Genomic DNA, 21303 nt, shown 5'->3' with positions numbered 1-21303 from the left:
TTAACAAAATAATAACCCGGAATTAATACACCAATCAAAAAGAAAAGTAAAGATCAATTTTCATTTTTCTGGGGTTTTATTTGCCAGCTCAGTGCATTTCGGGATTTTATTTAGAGCAGACTTGCTTTGCTCGGTTCCGGGAAAATATTCGACAATATATTCATATCGCTTTAACGCACTCTTGTATTTTTTTGTTTTATAATAAAAATTGGCCACAGCCAGTTCATGGTCGATTATATTATCCAGGCATTTTTTTATATGCTCTTTTGTGTCCTTGTCATATTCATTGCCCGGGTATTGATCTGCAAGCCGCTGGAATTGGGCCAGGGCATTTTTAGCCGGGGTGTCATCCCTGTCGATGGTGTCGATTTGCTTGAACCAGCAAAGGCCGATTTGGTTGATAACATAGGGAATCGCATCATTTCTGGGATGCATTTTTTCAAACGAGTTGTATCCCATGATGGCTTCATCATATTGTTCCAGTTGGAAATGGGCGTCGGCAATCTTGAGCTCGGCCAGGATAGCATATTTACTGAAGGGATACCAGTCTTTCAGGTCTGTGTAAGCCTTGATTGCATCCTTGTAGTCTTCATTCATGAATGAAGATGCACCTTCTGCAGCCAATTGTTCGGCATTTTGATTCATCTGGTCCGAGGACCCATCAAAAAGGGAGCAGCCGGATATGCAAAAAATAGAGATGGAAAAAAATAAAACGCCTATCCATAAAAGTTTTTTCATTGCTATAAATTCTCGATATAATGCTCAGCATTAACCGCTGCAATGGCTGCATCACCCACGGCAGTTGCTATCTGTCTCAGGGGGGTGTCCCGAACATCGCCGGCCACATAGACGCCGGGAACGCTGGTCTGCATATTTGCGTCTGCAGCAATAAACCCAAATTCATCTGTTTTAACAGCGCCGTTTAAAAATTCCGTATTGGGTAAAATTCCCACCCAGATAAAACAGCCGTCTGCTTTAATCGTTGTTTTTTCGTCGGTTTTCAGGTTTTTGACATGGACGTTTTCAATGCCGAAAAGACCGTCCACACCCGTGACCACTGAATCCCAGACAAACTCTATCTTGTCGTTGGCAAGGGCCCTTTCCTGAAGAATTTTGGTTGCCCGAAGTTCATCCCTGCGGTGGACCAGAAAAACCTTTTTTGCAAATTTGGTCAAAAAGATGGCCTCCTGCACCGCGGTATCTCCGCCGCCAACGGCCACAACTATTTTGTCCTTGAAAAAAGGAGCATCGCAGGTGGCACAAAAGGAAATCCCTTTGCCCATGTATTTGTCTTCGCCAATTCCTAGCTTTTTGGGTGAGGCTCCCGATGCAATGATCAGGCTTTTTGTCAGTATGGTCCGGTCTTTGAGAACTATTTCTTTTGTATCAGCCGAAAGGTTCAGGGAGTGGACCTGTGCTGTTTGGATTTCCAACCCAAGGTCTTGGGCCTGGACTCTCATCTTTTCAGCCAGGTCATAGCCGCTGATACCCTCGGGAAATCCTGGATAATTTTCAATCCAGTCTGTTATAAGAATCTGACCGCCAGGTACTGCTTTTTCAAGGAGCAAAACCTTCATCCTAGCTCTGGCGGCATATATCCCAGCGGTCAGGCCAGCAGGGCCAGCGCCGATAATTACAAGATCATAATCCACGGTCATGGTAAATACTCCTTACAAAAGTCCTTTGATTGTTTCTTCAAGCTTTTCCTTGGCAACCATGCCGGTAATCTGTTCGGCTATTTCACCATTTTTAAAGAAAATGAGGGTAGGAATGGCCTGGACGCCATATTTACTGGGACTTAAGGGGTTCTCATCCACATTTACCTTTGCAAAGGCCATCTGATCTCCGTAGGTTTTGCTAAGGGCTTCAACGGTGGGGCCGATGGCTTTACAGGGACCGCACCAGGGAGCCCAGAAATCCACCATTACGGGTTTGTCTGATTTTAAAATAATTTCTTCGAATGAATCGTCATCAATTTCTAAAATATTTTCTGTCATGGTTATTATCCTTTAGATTACAAAATTTATTAGCTTACAAAATCGCCTATAAATATAGGATCATATTTATTCTTTGTCAATTCATCAATCTGTTGGATCCAGATGAAACGCCCTGAATCCGTCAAACAATCTTCCTTTCGGATGATTTTAGATTCAGGGCGTATCCTTTACTTTTTTTCTTTAACCTGTTTGCGGGGCTTTTTGTCTACCAATTTTCCGCCAGCACCTCAAAATGTGCTTGGGGGTGGGCACAGGCCGGACACATCTCAATGGCCTCTTTGCCTTCATGGACATATCCGCAATTGCGGCACCTCCATGTAACACTGGTTTCTTTTTTAAATACTTTGCCCGCCTCTATATTGGCGGCAAGGTCACCATAGCGTTTGTCGTGCTGTTTTTCAGCGATTGCGATCATTTCGAAAACCATGGCAATGGCACCAAATCCCTCTTTTTTTGCAACGGCAGCAAAGTCAGGATACATCTGGGTCCATTCATACTCTTCCCCGGCAGCTGCCTCTTTCAAATTTTCAAGGGTGGTACCGATCACCCCGGCAGGGAAGGCCGCAATGATCTCCACCTCGCCGCCTTCCAGAAATTTAAAAAGTCGTTTGGCATGTTCTTTTTCCTGGTTGGCTGTTTCTGTAAAAATTTCAGAAATCTGAACATACCCTTCCTTTTTAGCCGCACTTGCAAAATAGGTGTAACGATTGCGGGCCTGGGACTCCCCGGCAAAAGCGGTTAATAGATTTTTTTCAGTTTGGGTTCCTTTTAAACTTGCCATACTTTTTTTCTCCTATGATCTAAGATGCGAATACTAACAGGTGGTTAGTTTGTAAAATATATACTATAATTATAGTGGTTTTAAAAGAAGTTTATCTCCTTTTAGCCGGTAACTGGGTAGGTCTTCCTCCTCCCGGGGGCCTTGTGCCGCCACCGGGAGGCTTTGGCGGTCTGGGCGGTCGTACCGCCGGGGGGCGGTGGTGATGATGACGATTAGATCGATAATACCCCGAATTCCACTGGACTCCGTAGTGAACATTGACGCCATGGCTGGTGCCGCACCCTAGTATCAGCATCAGGCCGTAGAGCATGAAAAATCCAATGAAAAACTTTAGTAGGGGCTTCATTGTTTTTCTCCTGTATCAATGGTCAGTTCTTGGATGGCAAAGACGGCTCCTGTGGGGTCTGCAATGATGGCCACAAGCCCATTGGGCATTTTAGTGTCTGGACTCACCAGAATTTTTCCCCCCAGTTTCTCCGCTTTTTTTGCCGTGGCAACCACATCAACAACAGCAATATAGGGAAGCCAGGCAGGCTTGATATTTTTCCAATGAATGGTAACAACACCGGCCCGGGGGATGCTGTCTTTTACCAGCAGCAGGTATTCTGATTCGGTTCCGATTCCCACCCGCCGGTGCTCATACCCGGCAACTTTGCTGTAAAACCCAAGAGCGGCGGTTAAATCGGTTGTCCATAATTCACTGCCCATCCATTGGTTTTCCATAATACCTGTGTCTCCAGGGTCTCCATGGGCAGAGGTAAGCAGACCAAAGAGCGCGCCTTCCGGGTCTGTGGCCACGGCAACCCGTCCCCGGTCCGGAAGATTTTTGGGCAGAACATGGAGGGTGCCCCGGTTTTCTTCTATGATTTTTGATGCCTGGTCCACATCTTCCACTGAGATATATCCCAGCCACCTGGATTCTTTTATTTTTTTGTTTTCAGGGGTGGTTAAAACTGCTGTGGCAATGGGGACCTTGTCTGAAGAAATGGTCTGAACTTTTTGGGAATACCCATCGGCAGATTCAAAGGACCAGCCGAACAATGCCTGATAAAATGGGGTGATGGCCTCCATATCATCGGTGAAAAGATCAAACCAGACAAATTTACCCACCTGGTGGTGACCCGTGGGAATGGTGGTGACCGGAGAAACCCGAATCGGTTGATTGGCACAGGCGGATAAAAAGAATCCAGCCAGGAAAACCGCACCCAGAAAAATTTGTCGCCCTGTTTTATTTGCAATTGATTTTTTGAAAATTGTCATGGTGATTTTCCTTTCGGGTTGATAGTAGATCCGATTGTTTCTATTCCTACCAGATAGCTGGAAGATGTCAATAAAAACAAGGACAATAGAAAGAAAAGTCCCGCCATAGACCTGGGGAAATGTTTTAAATTTAAGTGAACACAGACCGGATAAAATCATTCATCTCAGCATAGCGGATTTTTTCCACCCGGGTCTTCCCCAGGGATTCAAGGAAGACAAAATAGAGGTCACTGCCCTGTTTCTTCTTGTCCCTGGCAGCGATTTCTATGATTTGGTCCGCCTTGTAATCCAGGTTCACCGGAAGGTTTAGCGCCTTTAAAAGGGTGGTTATCCTAGTCACATCCGCCTGGGAGATCAGGCCTTTTTTTTGGGAAAACAGGGCGGCGGCCACCATGCCCAGGGACACGGCCCTGCCATGGCCGGTTTGATCCGGTTTCTCCTGATTTAGTTTTTCAATGGCATGGCCGATGGTGTGGCCGAAGTTGAGTTTTCTCCGTTCCCCTGCTTCTCGTTCATCCTGCTGAACCACCTGGGATTTGATGGCAACGGAATCTGCCACCAGCCGGAAAATAGTATCTTGATCAAGGTCCAGGGCTTTTTGACGATTCTCTTCAATAAACGACAGCAGGGCGGCATCGCAGATCAGGCCGTGTTTAACAATTTCGGCCAACCCATTGGAGATTTCTGCCTTGGGAAGGGTTTGCAGCATATCAATATCGCAGATGACAAATTCAGGCTGGTTAAAAACACCCACCATGTTTTTAAAGGCAGAAAGATTGACCCCGTTTTTTCCGCCTACGCTGGCATCTACCTGGGCGAGAAGGGAGGTGGAGACAAAACCAAAGCGAACCCCCCGCAAAAAAATCGAGGCAACAAAACCGACAATATCGGTGACAATTCCTCCCCCTATCCCCAGGATAAAGCTTCCCCTGTCACAGGAAAGTGCGATCAATTCCCCCAGAAGCTTTTCTACGGTGGCAAGGGTTTTAATGCTTTCTCCGCTGCCGATGGTGAGAACGGGGCCCTTGGGAAATTTTGCCCCATACAAGGCTTTTATATTCTCGTCCGTGATGATGACGGGGGTGACGCCCGGGGGAAGATAGGTACTGATGTTTGAGAGACTCGCCCCCACATGGATGGAAGAAAGTCTTTGTTGGCCGTTTACCTGAAAGGTTTTCATTATTCTGTTCCGATAATTGCACGAATGGCATTCATTTTTTTCATAACTGCTTCGAACTGATCCGGATAAAGGGATTGGGCTCCGTCACTTAAGGCTTCTTCCGGCTTGTTATGCACTTCGATCATTTGTCCGTCTGCACCCAAGGCTGCCGAGGCATAGGCCAGGGGAATCACCTGGTCCCGGACACCGGCTGCATGGCTGGGGTCCACAATGATCGGCAGATGGGTTTCTTTTTTTGCGGCAGGCACCACGGATAGGTCCAGGGTGTTCCGGCTGTGACGAACAAAGGTTCTGATCCCTCTTTCACAGAGGATGACCTGTGAATTTCCCTCTTCCATGATATATTCTGCTGCCATGAGCCACTCCTGGAGCATGGCCGACATTCCCCGTTTCAAAATCACGGGACGCTTGGATCTTCCCGCACGCCGGAGCAGGGAAAAGTTTTGCATGTTTCGGGTGCCGATCTGGATTACGTCCACATGGGCTTCTACAAGATCAAAATTCTCAACATCCAGAACCTCCGTCACAACGGGCAGGCCTGTTTCTTCCCGGACCTTTGCCAAAAATTTAAGCCCCTGTTCTCCCAGTCCCTGGAAGGAATAGGGAGATGTTCTGGGTTTGAATGCCCCTCCCCTGAAAAGCATTGCACCTGCATTTTTTACAGACCTTGCAATGGTCAATACCTGTTCTAAGCTTTCAACAGCACAGGGGCCGGCAATCACGGGCATTGTGCCGTTGCCAAAAACCGCGTCACCAATTTTTATCTGGGTATTGTCCCGCTGAAATTCCCGGCTGACAAGCTTATATGGTTTTGTCACCGGAATGACCTCCTTTACGCCGTCGAGCCCCAGAAAATGGGCTGCATCGACAGATCCTTTATTATGCAGGATGCCGATGGAAACCCTATCACCTCCGGGTATGGGCCGGGCTGTGTATCCTCGTTTTTCAATAATCCGGACAATTGCCAGGACACCTTCTTCGGTTGTTCCTTTTTCCAATACGACTAGCATTTCCTACCTCCAATATTCAAGGGTTTTATCAGTCTTTAATTCAATGGGCAATAAAAAAGGCGGGAGATTTGGGGCAACCGATGTATAACCCAAGGTTGCTTTTTACGCTGCAGCCTTTGGTTACCTATCTTTTAGGTGTTCATCTCAGACAGAATCAATGCTGCCGCAGCTTTGCCACCAAAGCCAGGCAGTTGCAAGGCTAATGTTAAGAAAAGGGGCTGTTGTGTCGTGCGGGGCGGATTTTTCAGAACAAATTGTTTCTGTGTATAAGAACATCATAATGGAAAGTATTATAAAGAGAATGTCAGGCTTGTCAATAAAAAAAGTTAATTAGTATTTGATTTTCAACTGTCTTCGGGATAGACTTCCATAAATCATTTAAGTATTGGGAGAATATGGAAATAAAAGTCATCATAGCCGATGATCACGCCATTATCAGGGAAGGGTTGAAAAGCCTGTTGGAAAACAAGGGAATCTGTGTGCTGGATATTGTCGGCAATGGCCGGGAAGCCGTAGAAAAGGCCATTGCCCTGAAACCGGATGTCATGCTGATGGATATTTCCATGCCGGATCTTAATGGCGTGGAGGCGACTGCCAGGATCAAGAAGGAAGTTCCCTTTGCAAAAATTATTGCCCTGTCCATGCATTCGAGCAAAACCATTATTGACAAAATGTTTGCAGCCGGTGCCTCGGGTTATATTTTAAAAGAATCTGCATTCAGCGAATTGTATGATGCGATTCAGGAGGTGATGAAAGGTAACTTTTACCTGACACCTGTCATTGCAAGAATGTATGTAGACAGCCAGGGGCAAGCTTTTTCCAGCAGCGACCAGATCCCGCAATTTAATAAGATTTCCAAAAAAGAGCGGGAGATCCTCCAGCTGATTGCCGAAGGGGAAAAGACCCGGGATATTGCCCAAAAACTGGGGGTCAGCATTAAAACTATTGAAACCCATCGCAGAAATATTATGAAGAAGTTAAGCATTTTTAATGTTGCCGGATTGACAAAATTTGCCATTAAAGAAGGCATTATTGCCCTGGAGTAAAAAAAACTGCGTTTTTTTCTAAAACTAAGGGTTTCCCTGATTGCAAGGGAGGGCCAGTTTGAACTATAAAAAGGAAGCAGTGAATAAATGGTCCTATAAATTTGGTTAACTTTGATTAAATTTAGGTGCGGTAAATGGAATACATACAATTAAAGAACGAGTCACCAGATGCGGTTGAAGCCCTTGCCGGCGGGATCGCCCATGATTTTAACAACCTTTTGACTGCCATCAAAGGCCATGCTTCCTTGATGATGAACAGTATCAAGCCGTCTGATCCACTTTTCGGTCATATAACAGAAATTATAGGCTGTATTGACAAGGGATCGGAAATTGCCAATCAGCTATTGGGGTTTGCCAAGGTGGATGCTTATTATACAAGCTCTATTGATGTGAACCGTTTGGTTCGCAGGACAATGGAAAACCTTGATCTCAAGGGAAAAGAGATTGTGTTAGATGTGGACCTGGATTCCAAATCCCTGGTGATTAATGCCGACCCTGATAAAATCAACCAGGCCATCGGGGTGATTGTGGAGAATGCCATTCTTGCCATGCCGGAAGGGGGTAAGCTTTCTGTTGTCACCGAATCTGCCGCCATCTTGAATGGCACGGCCGATGCCTATGGGCTTGATACGGGTTTTTTTGTCAAGATAACCCTGACCGACACAGGTGTGGGCATGAATTCCGATACCCTGGAAAAAATTTTTAAGCCTTTTTATTCGGCCGATCACCGGGACCATCCTGAGAAAAAGGGGCTGGGTCTTACCTTTGCACGGGAAATTATCCAGAATCATAATGGGGTGATTGATGTCTGGAGCTCCGTTGATGTGGGATCGGCTTTTTCCATTCTCCTTCCCCTGGCAGAGCCCATTGAAAATCCCGATTTGCCGTCGGCTGATGAGCGCTTGGTGCTGGGGAATGAATCGGTTCTGCTGGTGGATGATGAGCAGCGAATTCTCACCGTTGGAAGAGAAATCTGTAAGGCATTGGGATATAGCGTGATCACAGCGGACTCGGGGAAAAAAGCCCTGGAGATCTATGCAGAAAAAAAAGATGAGATCAATCTGGTAATTTTGGATATGATCATGCCTGAAATGAACGGGCTTGAGACGTTTTTGGAATTGAAAAAGCAGAATCCCGATATCAAGGTGCTGCTTTCAACCGGGTATTCCATTGATGAAAAAGCCCAGGAAATGCTCAAAAGAGGATGTAAGGGATATATTTTAAAGCCCTATTCTGTGATTGATTTCTCCCATAAGATACGGGAGGTCCTTGAATTATAGGTTTCCCTATGCCGTATTGCAGGTGATACAGATCTGTATTCACCATCAAAAGATTCAATCCTTGACACTGTTTCCTCGATTTTTTATAACGTCCCCTGATGATTCTTTTAATTATAAACAGACAATTTGTTAAGATATCCCCATGATTAATTTTGAAACTGCGGCTCCGGTAAAGTTAAAAGGGTTTGGCAAGGGCTTCTGGATTACTTTGGATCCCTCCCACTCTGAAGAGGTTCTTATTTCAGAGATTGAAAAACTGTTCAAAAAACTCAAGCATTTGGCCGTGAATGCAGATGTGGTTCTGGATGTGGGGGAGGCCAAAGGGCACGAAGAGCTGATCCAGCGGATTAAACTTTATTTAACGAAACATTTTGAACTGGGGATTGTTTCCACCTCTCCCATAAAACGATCGGTTCCCACAGAAAGAATACGGCAGCGGGACCTGTCAAAGGGATGGAATCAACATCGTTCTGATGTCCTTATGCTCAGGGGCCGGGTTCGGTCGGGCCAGAAAATCAATGCTAAAAAACATTTGGTGATTACCGGGGATGTGAACCCGGGAGCGGAACTCATTGCCGGGGGGGATGTGATTGTGCTGGGTAAACTTTCCGGCAAGGTGCATGCAGGGTTTCCGGACAAGGAAGATGCCATTGTTTTTGCCCTTGCGTTTAATCCAAGTCACGTGAAAATCGGTCCCATCTCAGCCTCTGGAAGTGAAGACGGGGCCGGCAGCAGCCCGGAATTTGCCTCGGTGGAAAAGAATAAAATCATTGTACGAGACTATATGAAGGCAAGCCCGTTCCGGCGAATGCCTTGGCCGGAAGCCATTTAAACATAAAATTTTTTAAATTGAGGTGTGAATTGGAAGGTAAAATCATTGTCGTGACATCGGGAAAAGGAGGGGTTGGTAAAACAACAGCCACTTCTTCCATTGGTGCTGCCCTTGCCCTTGAAGGAAACCGTGTGGCCATTGTGGATATGGATATTGGCCTGAGAAACCTTGATGTTGTCATGGGCCTGGAAAACCGGATTGTGTTTAACATTGTGGATGTGGTATTGGGGCGGTGTAAAATTGAACAGGCAGCCATCCGGGACAGAAGGATTGACAACCTTTTCCTCATTCCCGCTTCCCAGAGTGATAACAAAGATGTCCTGACCACTGCCGGGGTTGAACGGGTGGCAAAGGAGCTGGTCAAACAATTTGACTTTGTGATCATGGATTCTCCCGCCGGCATTGAACGGGGATTTGAAAATTCCATTGTCGGTGCTAGTGAAGCCCTGGTGGTATGTACCCCGGATGTTTCCGCTGTCAGGGATGCAGACCGGGTTATCGGAATTTTATATTCCCGATCGCTCACGCCTAAACTTATTGTCAACCGGATTGAGCCGGCCCGGGTGAAAAGAGGAGAGATGCTCAGCCATGAAGATGTGATGGAAGTGCTTTCCATTGAACTTGCAGGTCTTGTCCCCATGGACGACAAGGTGTTGATTTCTTCCAATACCGGAACCCCGCTGGTGCTCCAGAATGATTCAAAGGCGGGTCAGGCCTTCAAACGGATTGCTCGCCGGATTAATGGTGAAGAAGATGTGCCCTTTGAAGTGCCCACCGATAGATCCAGCATGTGGAGCAAAATCAGTAAAACATTCGGGCTAACACAATAAGGAGAAGTTGATGCTATCAGGATTATTAAAACGCTTTACCGGGCAGAAGAAGAAAAGCAAAGATGACGCCAAAAAAAGGCTTCAATTCTCTTTAATTTATGACAAACTCGAAGTCGATGACACCACCTTGATTGATCTTCAAAACGATATTGTGGATGTGATTTCAAAATATTTTGAAATTGACAGAGAATCCTTGGAACTAAAGGTTAAACGGGACGATAATGTGTCCGCCCTGGTCTTTAACACCCCCATCCTCCATGTGAGAAGAAAACGGGCCTGATTTGCCCACACACACCCTATAAAATTAGTGATTTTTAAACACAAAAGCCCGGTGCTTATCCACCGGGCTTTTGTGTTTATGGGGTGTGTTTTATGTCGTTGACCTACTCTTCAATTTTGGTCACTTTGATGGCCAGTTCTTGTAGTTGGGCCGGGGATGCTTTGGAAGGCGCTTCTGTCAAAAGACAGGTGGCTTTCTGGGTCTTGGGAAATGCAATGACGTTTCTGATGGAATCTTCCTTGCACAGGATCATCATCAACCGGTCCAGACCAAAGGCGATTCCGCCGTGGGGGGGAGCACCCGATGCCAGGGCTTCCAGGAGAAATCCAAATTTTTCCTTGGCTTCTGCCTCATCAATGCCCAGGCAGCTAAGTACGCGTTCCTGAAGATCTGTGTCATGGATACGGATACTGCCACCGCCGATTTCAATCCCGTTGAGCACCAGGTCATAGGCCCGGGATTTGATCTCAAGGGGAGCGCTTGAAAGTTTGTCGATATCGGTTTCAAGGGGGGCGGTAAAGGGGTGATGAAGGGACTGGTATCGTTTTTCTGTTTCATCATAATCAAACAAAGGAAATTCGGTTACCCAGGTAAATTCAAATACCTCATCGGAGATCAGTTCCAGGCGTCGTCCCAGTTCATTTCTCAACTGACCCAGGGCTTCATTGGTGATCTTGGGCTGATCCGCCACAAAAAAGACAATATCCCCTAGTTCAAGGTCCAGGCGTTGGCGTAGGGCATCTCGTTCGTCATCTGTGAAAAACTTGGCAATGGGGGACTGCCATTGGTCTTGTTTGATTTTGATCCAGGCAAGTCCCTTGGCTCTGTAAACAGAAACAAACTCGGTGAGTTCATCGATCTGTTTCCGGCTGAACGTGGCACATCCCTTGGCGTTGATGGCCTTGACAAGGCCGCCTTTTTTTACCACATCGGCAAATACCTTAAAACCGGCATCCTTAACGATGTCTGATACATCGCACAGTTCCAGGCCGAACCTAAGATCGGGCCGGTCCAGGCCGAATCGGTCAATGGCCTCGTCATAGGTGATCCGGGGAAAACTAGGGGCAAGGGTTATGCCCAGAACATCCTTAAAGATCCTTTGAATCAGTCCTTCGGCAACGGTCATGATCTCCTCTTCATTGACAAAGGAGAGCTCCATATCAATCTGGGTGAATTCCGGCTGGCGGTCTGCCCGCAGATCTTCATCCCTGAAGCATTTGACAATCTGGTAGTATCGGTCAAATCCCGCCACCATGAGCAGTTGCTTAAAGAGCTGGGGAGACTGGGGCAGGGCATAAAATTGTCCCTGATTCACCCGGGAGGGGACCAGGTAATCCCTGGCGCCTTCCGGAGTGCTTTTGGTCAGGACGGGGGTCTCAATATCAATGAAGCCCTTGTTGTCCAGATAGTTTCGGATGGCCATGGTGGCCTTGTGTCGATCCAGGATATTTTTTTTGAGCTTGGGGCGCCGCAGGTCCAGATAACGGTATTGGAGGCGGATAATTTCAGAGGCATCCACCCGCTCATCAATCTGGAAGGCAGGCGTCTTGGCCCGGGAAAAAATTTTTAATTCCTCCACAAGGATTTCAATGGCTCCGGTTTCCATATGGGGGTTGCGCATGTCCCCTGGCCGTGCGGATACTTTTCCCCGGATACCGATGACATACTCGTTCCTTATTTCCTGAGCTTTTTCATGGACGCTTTGGCAAATCACCGGGTTGAATACGATCTGGGTAATGCCCTCCTTGTCCCGCAAATCAACAAAAACAACCCCGCCATGGTCCCTGCGGTGCTGTACCCATCCCATTAACACAACTTGTTGATCGATATCTGTATCCCTTAACTGGGAACAGGTATGTGTCCTTTTCATATTTCCAAGTAAATCAGTCACGTTTTTTCCTTCATCCTGTTATTTTTATAATAATGTTATGATTTTAAAATGTTGATCAGTTCGGGGACCAGGTTATCCATGGAAAGAGATGACTGGTCTTTGGTCTCCATATTTCTCAGTATCAGCTGGTTTTCTTTCAATTCATTTTCTCCTGCAATGAGCACATGGGCGGCATTGAGTTTGTTTGCCCGTTTCATGAGGCTTTTCAAGCTTTTTCCCCGGAAATCCACCTCGGTTCTAAGTCCTCGTTGGTTCAATTCACAGGACCAGTGATAGGCCTGTTCCAGGGCGGCAGCGCCTAGGGCGATAATGAACAGGTCCAGGGGGGGCTTAGGTGTTTCAATTTCCAGTTGCGCCATGACTTCCACCAGGCGGTCAAACCCGATGGCAAACCCAATGGCAGGGGTGGCAGGGCCCCCCAGTTCTTGGACCAGTCCGTCATATCTTCCGCCCCCGGCTACGGCACTTTGGGCCCCTAATGTGGTGGTCTTGATTTCCCAGGCCGTCCGGGTATAATAATCAAGTCCCCGGACAAGGGATTTGTCCACCATAAACTCAACCCCTTGTTTTTTCAGGGTGGTGGTGACAATATCAAAGTGATCCGCACAGGCTGGGCACAGGTGGTCAATGGTGGCAGGTGCTCCCTGCAGTGCTTGTTGACAGCTTTCTACCTTGCAGTCAAGAATCCGCAGGGGGTTTTTTTGAATTCTTCGGGTGCAATTCTCGCACAGGAGCTCTTTTCTTTCCCCCAGAAAATCCAGCAATGCCCGTTGAAAAGAAGGCCGGCATTCGGGACATCCCAGGCTGTTGATATGGGCGGTGAGGCCGGTGAGCCCCAGGCGCTTGAACAGTTCGTTGAGTAAAAAAATCAGTTCGGCATCTATATAGGCAGATTCAATGCCGAATACCTCGGCATCAATCTGGTAGAACTGCCGGTACCGTCCCTTCTGGGGCCTTTCCCGCCTGAACATGGGGCCGGTCATATAAAATTTTCTCAAGGGATCCGTGGCATACATCTTGTGCTGGATATAAGATCTGCAAATGGATGCTGTGGCTTCGGGCCTCAGGGTCAGGTGTCCCCCTTTTCTGTCAGGAAAGGTGTACATCTCTTTTTCGACAATGTCGGTGGTCTCTCCGATGCTCCTGGCAAACAGGTCTGTTTTTTCCAGGACAGGGATCCTGATTTCCTTGAATCCAAAGGATTCAAACAGGGAAAATGCTTCTTGTTCAACTCGCTGCCACAAGGAGATGTGCTCGGGCAGTATATCTCTAAACCCTCGTATGGTCTGCATTGTTGTTATCTTTATCTTTTAAAATTATTATCAAAAATGAATACAAACGTTATATATAGATTAAAATCAACGTGTTAGTCAATATGTAATCCCAGGTCCGCTTATAATAACTTGGAAGTGGCGTAAATAATTGTGAAATTAGGGATTTCGTTTTTTTTATATAAGTAATATGGTGTGAATGAATAGCCTAACCCTAAATTGCCAGGTGGTCTCCATGGGCGACAAACCCAGCTATGAACAATTGGAACAATATGTAAAGCGGCTGGAAAATACTGTTTTTAAGAAAATTCGGGCAGAAGCTATTAACAAAGCCCTGTTTCATATTGCCAGCGCTCACAATACCAGCGAGACCCTTCAGGACTTTTATCGGTCCATTCACCGACATCTGTCGCTACTTCTGGACACGACCAATTTTTTTATTGCCATTAATTACAAAGAGAAAAATGCCATCCGATATGTCTACCAGGTGGATGAACGAGATGAGTTTATTCCCAGATGGATAAACCAGTTTACGGAAAATCCTTCCCTGACCGGAGATGTGGTTCTGGGAAAAAAGCCCCTTTTCCTGGATGAAAAGAACCTGGTGAAACGATTTGCCCGGGGTCGGGGAAAAGGAAGCCTTCCCAAGGTCTGGCTGGGGGTGCCCCTGATGATTCAAGAGGAGGTGCTGGGGGTTCTTGCGGTTCAAAGTTATACAAATCCCGATCAATTCACCCGGGCCGATGTGGAGATTCTAAGCTTTGTTTCCGAACAGATTGCCATTTCCATAGAAAGAAAACGATCTGAAAAAGAGTTGAGACAGGCCCGGAAAAGGCTGATTCGGTCTGAAAAGCTGGAAGCCATCGGAACCCTGGCCAGCGGTATTGCCCATGATTTTAACAATACTTTGTCTGTCACCCTGGGAAATATCAACCTGGCCCAGATGCTGGCCGCCCCGGATCAGATATCAGAGTATCTTGCAGATGCAGAAGCATCGGTTCTCCAGGCAAAAGAATTGGCTGCAAAGTTTATCGTTTTTTCCAAGGGCGGGATCCGCATTAAATCCCATATTGATACCCGCGGGTTTTTAAACAAAACCCTGGAATCCCTTGCTAAATCAGAGGGCATTGAATGCCGGTTGACCATCGATGACCTTCCCCCGGTGATGGAAGCCGACGAAAAGCAGCTCAGAGAGGCTTTTAAAAATATTGTTGTCAATGCGGCTGAAGCCATGGATATGGGAAACAAAGTAACGGTTTTTGCCGGGGGACACCCGGAAAAGCCGGGCATGGTATTTATTCGTGTCCAGGACCAGGGCCGGGGCATAGAAGCGCAGAATATCGAAAAGGTCTTTGAGCCCTATTATTCGTCTAAACCCATGGGGAAAAACAAGGGAACAGGTCTTGGCATGTCCATTGCCTGGTCCATTGTGAAAAACCACCAGGGAAGCATCTGGATTGACTCTACCCCTGGCAGCGGGACCCGGGTGGATATCCTGTTACCGGTGTTTCAAAAATCGCTTTCCCATGAAAAACCCCGGGTTCAACTGCCTGAAAGCCAGATTGTCCGGCCCACGGACAAAGAGAGTCCCCTGGTATTGTTCATGGATGATGACCCCATGATTCGGCATATCACAAAAAAAATACTCGTCCGGTTGGGGTATATACCCGTTCTTGCACAAAATGGTGAAGAGGCCGTGGAAAAATATCAGTCATTGGTTTTATCCGGCCAAACTATTGCTGTGGTTATTTTAGACCTTGAGGTCAAACAGGGAATGGGCGGCATTGAAACAATGGAATTGTTGACGGCCCTGAACCCTGAAATAAAGGTGATTGTCGCTTCCGGGTATTCCAAAGATGTGGCCATGGAAAACTGTAAAGCCTTCGGCTTTGCCGATTCCCTGGCAAAGCCGATTTCCGTGCAAAATCTAAAAGAGGCTCTGGAAAAACTCTTATAAGCCTACCTAAGTTCCAGGTTCCTGAATGGGTTCCTATTTTCGGATCTTTACGGAGTTGGCATGGGCATCCAGCCCTTCGGTCATGGCCAGGTGAATTACATCATCGGCCTCTCGTTGAAAGGCTGCTTTTGAATAGTGGATCAGGCTGGTTTTTTTGGTGAAGTTCTCCACACTCAATGCAGATGAAAACCTTGCCGTCCCTGCCGTGGGCAGCACATGGTTGGGTCCTGCAATATAGTCTCCCATGGGTTCCGGGGTATAGGACCCGATAAAGAGGGCGCCGGCATTTCGGATTCTGTCAATATAGTCAAAGGGATCTCGGACGATGAGCTCCAAATGTTCCGGGGCCAGGCGGTTGGAAAGGGCAATGGCGGTTTCAATGTCCGGCACCAGCATGATAGCCCCGAAATTTTCAATGGAAGCCTTGGCAATCTCCTGACGGGACAGATGTTTCAATTGTCGTTGAACTGCCAGAAGGGTTTTTTGGGCCAGATTTTCGGAATCGGTGACAAGGATGGACGAGGCCATGACATCGTGCTCGGCCTGGGAGAGCAGGTCTGCAGCAATAAATTCAGGGTTGGCATCCTGATCTGCAATGATCAAAATTTCACTGGGCCCTGCAATCATGTCAATTCCCACGGTTCCAGAGACAATTTTCTTGGCCAGGGTCACATAGATATTTCCCGGTCCCACAATCACGTCTACCCGGGGGACCTGCTCAGTCCCATGGGCCAGGGCGGCAATGGCCCAGGCACTTCCGGCCTTGAATACAGAGGAGATGCCTACTTTTTTGGCCGCGGCAAGGATATGGGGGTTGATCCGGCCGTTTTCCATGGGCGGGGTCATGAGCGTTATGGATTCCACCCCTGCAACGCGAGCAGGAATTCCCCCCATGAGCACCGAGGAGACCAGGGGGGTCTTGCCGCCCTTGGCGCCCGGGGCATAGACACCGGCAGCTTCCACGGGTTTGACCAGTTGGCCCACCATCACACCGTTTCGGGGGGTGTCTATCCAGGATTTTTCCTTCTGTTTTAAATGAAACTCTGTGATCTGGTTTACGGACCGGTCCAGGCTTTTTAAAAAGTTTGGATCAATGGACGCCATGGCCTGGTCAAATTCTTCCGCCGTGACTCGCAGGGAATCCAGGGTGACCTCTTTTGAATCAAATTGGTTGGTATATTCCACCAGGGCCAGGTCCCCTCTTTTTTTTACATCATCAATGTAGCGCTGGACATTCGCATAATCGGCCTGGGAAAATCCCAGTCCCCTTTCAATGGTCTCTTTGACTCTGGTTTCTGCCGGGTCTGAAGGGTATTGAAATATTTTCATGGCATTTCTTCTTTTTGGTATAGTTTGTTATTATAACAACGTGATCCATAGTCTCGTATCATTCAGGGTCTATCAAAATAGGGTTGCCCAAAAACAGCGGCAACCTCCCTTTATATCAGAAGAAACCGGGGAAGGACAATTAGAATCTGAAAATGAGTAAAATGACTGTCCTCCGGGGTTACAAAATGGATAGCCGCCACACAAAAAGACTTATTCTGTGAACTTGACCAGTTCATCGCAAAAGGCTTCCACCTCCTGAACCATATTTTGTTTATCCTCTTTTGTCGGTGCCCCCTGCCATTCGTAAAAATTGAGCAGATCCCAACCGGACTTTTCGATCCTGGCTTCAAAATCCCGCTGGGCACCACCTACCCAACCGTATGAGCCGTACCGGAATACCTTCTTGTTGGTCACCTTTTTCACCAGAAGTTCCTCAATGACATGGGACATGGGCGGGAATACCTTGTATTCATAGGTGGGCATTCCAAAAATCAGACCGGCTGATTTCCAGGCACTTGCCAGGATATATCCGATATCGTCTCCCGGGGCCTGGAACACGTGGACCGGTATCTGCCGTTTGTTCAGGGTTTGAACGATCAGGTTCAGCATGGTTTTTGTATTGCCGTACATGCTGGACCAGATAAGTGTAACTTCCCGCTCTCCCGGCCCTTTGCTATACTCTGCATACCGTTTGTAATGATCAATAATTACATTGGGATTATCCCGCCAGATGATACCGTGGGCGGGACAGATGGTTTTAATATCAAGACTCGCCAGTTTACTCAGCCCCTTGAGAACAAACGCAGAAAATGTGGCCACGATATTGGCATAATAACGAAGCGCCTCGTTTTCCAAAAATTTATGTTTTTCCTGGGATAACTGGTCGTCGAAGATGGTGTCGTCTTCCACTTTTCCGTATGAGCCGAATGCATCGCAGGAAAACAGGATGCCGCGTTTTTTCTCATAGGTCATCATGGTCTCGGGCCAGTGGATATTGGGTGTTTCAAAAAACTGAAGTTCGTAATCACCGGCAGTCAGGGTCATCCCGTCTGTAATCGCGACTGCCCGTTCCGGGGGCACCTCTCCAAAGGCTTTAAGCAGGGGGATGGCTTTTTTTGTGCAATAAATGACGCCTTTGGTGTTTTTTTTGCAAAAGTCATTCAGCCAGCCTGAATGATCCGGCTCCATATGATTGATGATAATGATGTCAATATCCTCGACAGCCAGGGATGCGCCTTCCATCTGTTCGGTGATTACCTTAGGAAAGTCCATAATATTCTGGGTCAAATCGATAAGAACGTTTTTTTCCCCTTTGATCAGGTAACTATTAATGGAAATCCCGTGGGGGATCGGCCAGATCCCCTCAAAAAGATAGCTTTCATCCTCGATATTGACAGCAAGTCGATATATATCATCGACCACTTTTTGTATTTTCATTCTACAAAGACTCCTTTGTTTTTAAAGTTTACGATTAAAGCATTAAAATAGAACAACCTTGCCATTTGTACAATGCAAAATGTATTTAATAGAAGAAGAAATTTTGATGCACCCGTTCTAATCAAATCACTGGAATCCCATGTCCAGTCCCGGATCTTTGAAATGGAAGATGCCCAAGAGGAGATCAGTGACCTGCTGGAAAAACGAGAGCCCGAGAGCCCAGGTTCCATGGAAAATAAATGGCCAATGAACGCCACCGGTCATGGGTGCCGGATCATTGTTCTGCGTTAAAATTTTCTGCTCCTTTGTGCCTTGTTTTGGGGGAAGGATCAATAAGCACTTGCCTTAAGGCTGGAGAGCTGATAATTCCCAAACCCGATGGGTGTATTCTGCCTTGGAAATGATGCTGTTCTGTTTTGTAACCAAAGGAAGTTCTGAATGAAAATAGCTTTGATTGCCCCGCCGTATCCCTTGGAAGAGGTGCCGTCACCGCCCTTGGGATTGACTTATATTGCCGCTGTGTGTGAAGCCGCCGGTGCCCAGGTGAAAATTTTTGATTATATTGTCCGGGGATATTCTGAAACAAAACTCAAACAAGAGCTGAACGCCTTTGGTCCGGATGTGGTGGGCACCAATTCGGTTACCATGAATTTTAAACAGGCCGCCGCTATTCTTTCCATTGTAAAACAGACGTTTCCGGAGGTCATCACCCTCATGGGTGGCCCCCATGTTTCCTTTGATGCTGAAAATACCCTGTCCCTTTTTCCGGGAATCGATATTATTGTCAAGGGGGAGGGGGAAGCCACGGTTACACAACTGCTGCCGGTAATTCATACTCCGGAAAAATGGGAAACCATTCCGGGAATTGTTTTTAAAGACCATGGGCAAATGATAATAACGGCCCCGCGTCCTTTTATACAGGATCTGGATGCATTGCCTCTGCCGGCCCGGCATCTGCTGCCCATGGCCCGGTACCAGGCCCTGGGATACCCTGTGAGCATCATTACCAGCAGGGGATGTCCCAACCAGTGCATCTTTTGCCTGGGGCGCCGCATGGTGGGCCAAAAGGTTCGCTTTCGTTCTGCCGGTCATATTGCCGACGAAATTGAACAGATCATCTCCCTTGGTATCTCTGTGATCAATATTGCCGATGATTTGTTCACCGCCAGCAAACGCCGGGTTACAGCGTTTTGCAATGAACTTGTGCGACGGAAACTGGATATTTCCTGGAGTGCATTTTCAAGGGTGAATACTGTCGACACTCAAATCCTTAAGCTGATGAAAAACGCTGGTTGCCATTCTGTTAGTTTCGGTATTGAATCGGGCAACCCTGAGATGCTCAAGCGGGTCAAAAAGGGGATCACCATTGACCAGGCAAAACGAGCGGCCATGGCCTGCCGGGAAGCGGGCATCAGGGGACATGCCTCTTTTATTGTCGGGCTTCCCGGGGAAACCCGGGACACCATGAATGATTCTTTGAAACTGCAAAAAGAACTGGAAATAGAATCGGCTTTTCATTTCTTGTCTCCTTTTCCCGGGACCGCCGTGAGGGAGGATATTGCCGACTATGATCTTGAAATCCTCACCGATGACTGGGATCAATATAATGCCAACAGGTCCATTGTTAAAACCGATGCCCTGACCCCTGAACAGATGGACGCATTTATCCATGATGCCACTGAGCAGAATCGGAAAGATTGGGAAGAATTGAAAATCAAATATGCGAACAAAACAGCAACCCCCTATGAACAGATGCAGGTGGGGGGCTTTTATCGCATGGAGATGATTTTTAAACTGCTGACCCAGGATTTTCTTGAGCAGCATTCAAGCCTTGAAACAGATCATGCCACAGCCCTAAAAGCGCTTTCCGAAAAAGCTGCTACCATGGCAGGCCTTGATTTTGATTTCACTGAAACCACCCTGAAGGACCTTCTCGCAAAAGGATACATCCGGATGGAAACCTACCAGGGAAAAACCCGGTTTTTATGGGCAGATCACAGCCATTAAATAAAGCGTTGCATCATGTTTGCAATAATGCGGTTTATGTTTTCCTCGGTTACAGTGAGCTCTGAATACTTCCATTCGGCATAGGTTCGAAGTGTCGGATCATCCAGGTCGTCCAGCCGGGAAAAAAGACCGCTTCGTCTTCCAATTTGATAGAGCATCTGCTCTTTTCTGTCCAGGCAAAGAAATCGTTCAATAACCGCTGTCATCCGGTGTTTATCTTGGGGCAGTCTTCCCTCGATCTCCTGGAAAAGATTCAGGATATGATCACTTTTAAGGGTGCTGTTGATCCCGTCCAGAGATTGGATAAATAAAAGGATTTCTTGGGCCACCTCTCGGTCGCCCATGGGGTGGAATGTGCTGGCGCGAATCTGGGCCTCCTTGTCGGTTCCTTTTTTTACCAGCGCCAGCACCCTGTCCTCGGCGGATTCCATGCCAATATGGATCCGGTTAAGGCCTGCCCCGGCCATGCGTGCAAGGTTCTGATCGCTGATCCTGGCAATGGTATGGGACCGGGCATAGGAGGTCACGCGTTTAGTTTCCGGGAAGGCGTCCTTTAAATAGGTCAGGATGGTGACAAGGTCATCGGGTTGCATGATCAGGCTGTTGGAGTCCTGGAGAAAGATGGATTTCATTCCGTTTTCCACCCAGTTTCTGGCGGCATGGAAGGCCATGTGATCACGCGGGCCCATGGAGGGGGTGCCGCCTTTAATCTCCCGGACATAATTATGGATAAGATCAATATCCCTGAGAACATGACCTACCGGCCGTAGGCTGAATTTTTTACCTTTGTAAAGCCCGCAAAAGGTACAGCGGTTCCAGGGACAATTTCGGGTGGCACGGATCAGAAGACTCCCACTCTCACTGGGAGGACGAATAGGACCTTGTTCAAATCCGGAATAGGGGGTCACTCTTTTT

General features: G+C 47.3%; 21 protein-coding genes. 8 read left to right on the top strand and 13 right to left on the bottom strand.

Going from position 1 to position 21303, the window contains the following annotated elements; genetic code table 11:
* Window positions 1-60 precede the first annotated feature (60 nt).
* From bamD to aroF, 8 genes are all read right to left on the bottom strand, one after another.
* Window positions 61-738: an outer membrane protein assembly factor BamD gene (gene bamD / locus ACZ45G_RS28720; protein ID WP_464174023.1), complete on the bottom strand. Its 678-nt coding sequence runs from the start codon at window positions 736-738 to the stop codon at window positions 61-63.
* 2 nt (window positions 739-740) lie between these two features.
* The gene (trxB, locus tag ACZ45G_RS28715; RefSeq protein WP_464174022.1) at window positions 741-1658 is read right to left on the bottom strand and encodes a thioredoxin-disulfide reductase; all 918 of its coding nucleotides are present in this window, start codon (window positions 1656-1658) and stop codon (window positions 741-743) included.
* Between the two features lie 12 nt (window positions 1659-1670).
* The gene (gene trxA, locus ACZ45G_RS28710; protein WP_464174021.1) at window positions 1671-1997 is read right to left on the bottom strand and encodes a thioredoxin; all 327 of its coding nucleotides are present in this window, start codon (window positions 1995-1997) and stop codon (window positions 1671-1673) included.
* 205 nt (window positions 1998-2202) lie between these two features.
* Window positions 2203-2778 (bottom strand): rubrerythrin, encoded by a 576-nt coding sequence (rbr, locus tag ACZ45G_RS28705; RefSeq protein ID WP_464174020.1) that lies wholly within the window; start codon window positions 2776-2778, stop codon window positions 2203-2205.
* Window positions 2779-2869: 91 nt separating this feature from the next.
* A complete protein-coding gene (locus ACZ45G_RS28700) occupies window positions 2870-3124 on the bottom strand; it encodes a hypothetical protein (protein ID WP_464174019.1) in 255 nt (84 codons plus the stop codon).
* Window positions 3121-4038: a VOC family protein gene (locus tag ACZ45G_RS28695; protein WP_464174018.1), complete on the bottom strand. Its 918-nt coding sequence runs from the start codon at window positions 4036-4038 to the stop codon at window positions 3121-3123. The genes ACZ45G_RS28700 and ACZ45G_RS28695 overlap by 4 nt, the downstream gene beginning before the upstream one ends.
* 130 nt (window positions 4039-4168) lie before the next feature.
* Window positions 4169-5218 carry a 3-dehydroquinate synthase gene (aroB, locus tag ACZ45G_RS28690; RefSeq protein WP_464174016.1) on the bottom strand — a complete coding sequence of 350 codons (1050 nt, stop codon included), beginning with the start codon at window positions 5216-5218 and terminating at the stop codon, window positions 4169-4171.
* Window positions 5218-6228, bottom strand: coding sequence for a 3-deoxy-7-phosphoheptulonate synthase (gene aroF / locus ACZ45G_RS28685; RefSeq protein ID WP_464174015.1), 1011 nt, complete (start codon window positions 6226-6228; stop codon window positions 5218-5220). Before aroF ends, aroB begins: the two co-directional genes overlap by 1 nt.
* 395 nt (window positions 6229-6623) lie before the next feature.
* On the opposite strand from aroF, the gene ACZ45G_RS28680 reads away from it, so the two are divergent.
* From ACZ45G_RS28680 to minE, 5 genes are all read left to right on the top strand, one after another.
* A complete protein-coding gene (locus tag ACZ45G_RS28680) occupies window positions 6624-7274 on the top strand; it encodes a response regulator (RefSeq protein ID WP_464174014.1) in 651 nt (216 codons plus the stop codon).
* A gap of 134 nt (window positions 7275-7408) precedes the next feature.
* Complete coding sequence (locus ACZ45G_RS28675) at window positions 7409-8554, top strand: response regulator (RefSeq protein WP_464174013.1); 1146 nt, start codon at window positions 7409-7411, stop codon at window positions 8552-8554.
* A 142-nt stretch (window positions 8555-8696) separates the two neighbouring features.
* Window positions 8697-9386, top strand: a complete 690-nt coding sequence (locus ACZ45G_RS28670) for a septum site-determining protein MinC (RefSeq protein ID WP_464174012.1) — start codon at window positions 8697-8699, stop codon at window positions 9384-9386.
* Between the two features lie 29 nt (window positions 9387-9415).
* Window positions 9416-10216 (top strand): septum site-determining protein MinD, encoded by an 801-nt coding sequence (gene minD, locus ACZ45G_RS28665; RefSeq protein WP_464174011.1) that lies wholly within the window; start codon window positions 9416-9418, stop codon window positions 10214-10216.
* 10 nt (window positions 10217-10226) lie between these two features.
* Window positions 10227-10496: a cell division topological specificity factor MinE gene (minE, locus tag ACZ45G_RS28660; RefSeq protein ID WP_464174010.1), complete on the top strand. Its 270-nt coding sequence runs from the start codon at window positions 10227-10229 to the stop codon at window positions 10494-10496.
* Between the two features lie 103 nt (window positions 10497-10599).
* Here the strand turns inward: minE and aspS are convergent, their stop codons facing one another.
* Both aspS and hisS read right to left on the bottom strand, forming a co-directional pair.
* Complete coding sequence (gene aspS / locus ACZ45G_RS28655; RefSeq protein ID WP_464174009.1) at window positions 10600-12387, bottom strand: aspartate--tRNA ligase; 1788 nt, start codon at window positions 12385-12387, stop codon at window positions 10600-10602.
* Window positions 12388-12422: 35 nt separating this feature from the next.
* Window positions 12423-13679, bottom strand: a complete 1257-nt coding sequence (hisS, locus tag ACZ45G_RS28650; RefSeq protein ID WP_464174007.1) for a histidine--tRNA ligase — start codon at window positions 13677-13679, stop codon at window positions 12423-12425.
* Between the two features lie 214 nt (window positions 13680-13893).
* Here hisS and ACZ45G_RS28645 point away from each other — a divergent pair, with 214 nt between their 5' ends.
* Window positions 13894-15615, top strand: coding sequence for a hybrid sensor histidine kinase/response regulator (locus ACZ45G_RS28645; protein WP_464174006.1), 1722 nt, complete (start codon window positions 13894-13896; stop codon window positions 15613-15615).
* Between the two features lie 33 nt (window positions 15616-15648).
* On the opposite strand, the gene hisD is transcribed toward ACZ45G_RS28645, so the two are convergent.
* Entirely contained in the window at window positions 15649-16944 is a 1296-nt protein-coding gene (gene hisD / locus ACZ45G_RS28640) for a histidinol dehydrogenase (RefSeq protein WP_464174005.1), read from the bottom strand.
* Between the two features lie 210 nt (window positions 16945-17154).
* On the bottom strand, window positions 17155-18381 hold the full coding sequence (locus ACZ45G_RS28635) for an FprA family A-type flavoprotein (RefSeq protein ID WP_464174003.1): 1227 nt from the start codon (window positions 18379-18381) through the stop codon (window positions 17155-17157).
* A 72-nt stretch (window positions 18382-18453) separates the two neighbouring features.
* Here ACZ45G_RS28635 and ACZ45G_RS28630 point away from each other — a divergent pair, with 72 nt between their 5' ends.
* Complete coding sequence (locus ACZ45G_RS28630) at window positions 18454-18672, top strand: hypothetical protein (protein ID WP_464174002.1); 219 nt, start codon at window positions 18454-18456, stop codon at window positions 18670-18672.
* 147 nt (window positions 18673-18819) lie between these two features.
* Complete coding sequence (locus ACZ45G_RS28625) at window positions 18820-20388, top strand: B12-binding domain-containing radical SAM protein (RefSeq protein WP_464174001.1); 1569 nt, start codon at window positions 18820-18822, stop codon at window positions 20386-20388.
* Here the strand turns inward: ACZ45G_RS28625 and ACZ45G_RS28620 are convergent.
* Window positions 20385-21296, bottom strand: a complete 912-nt coding sequence (locus ACZ45G_RS28620) for a radical SAM protein (RefSeq protein WP_464173999.1) — start codon at window positions 21294-21296, stop codon at window positions 20385-20387. The genes ACZ45G_RS28625 and ACZ45G_RS28620 overlap by 4 nt on opposite strands.
* Window positions 21297-21303 lie beyond the last annotated feature (7 nt).

This window comes from Desulfoconvexum algidum (genome assembly GCF_055382125.1).
This window is presented reverse-complemented; position numbering and strand designations above follow the sequence as displayed.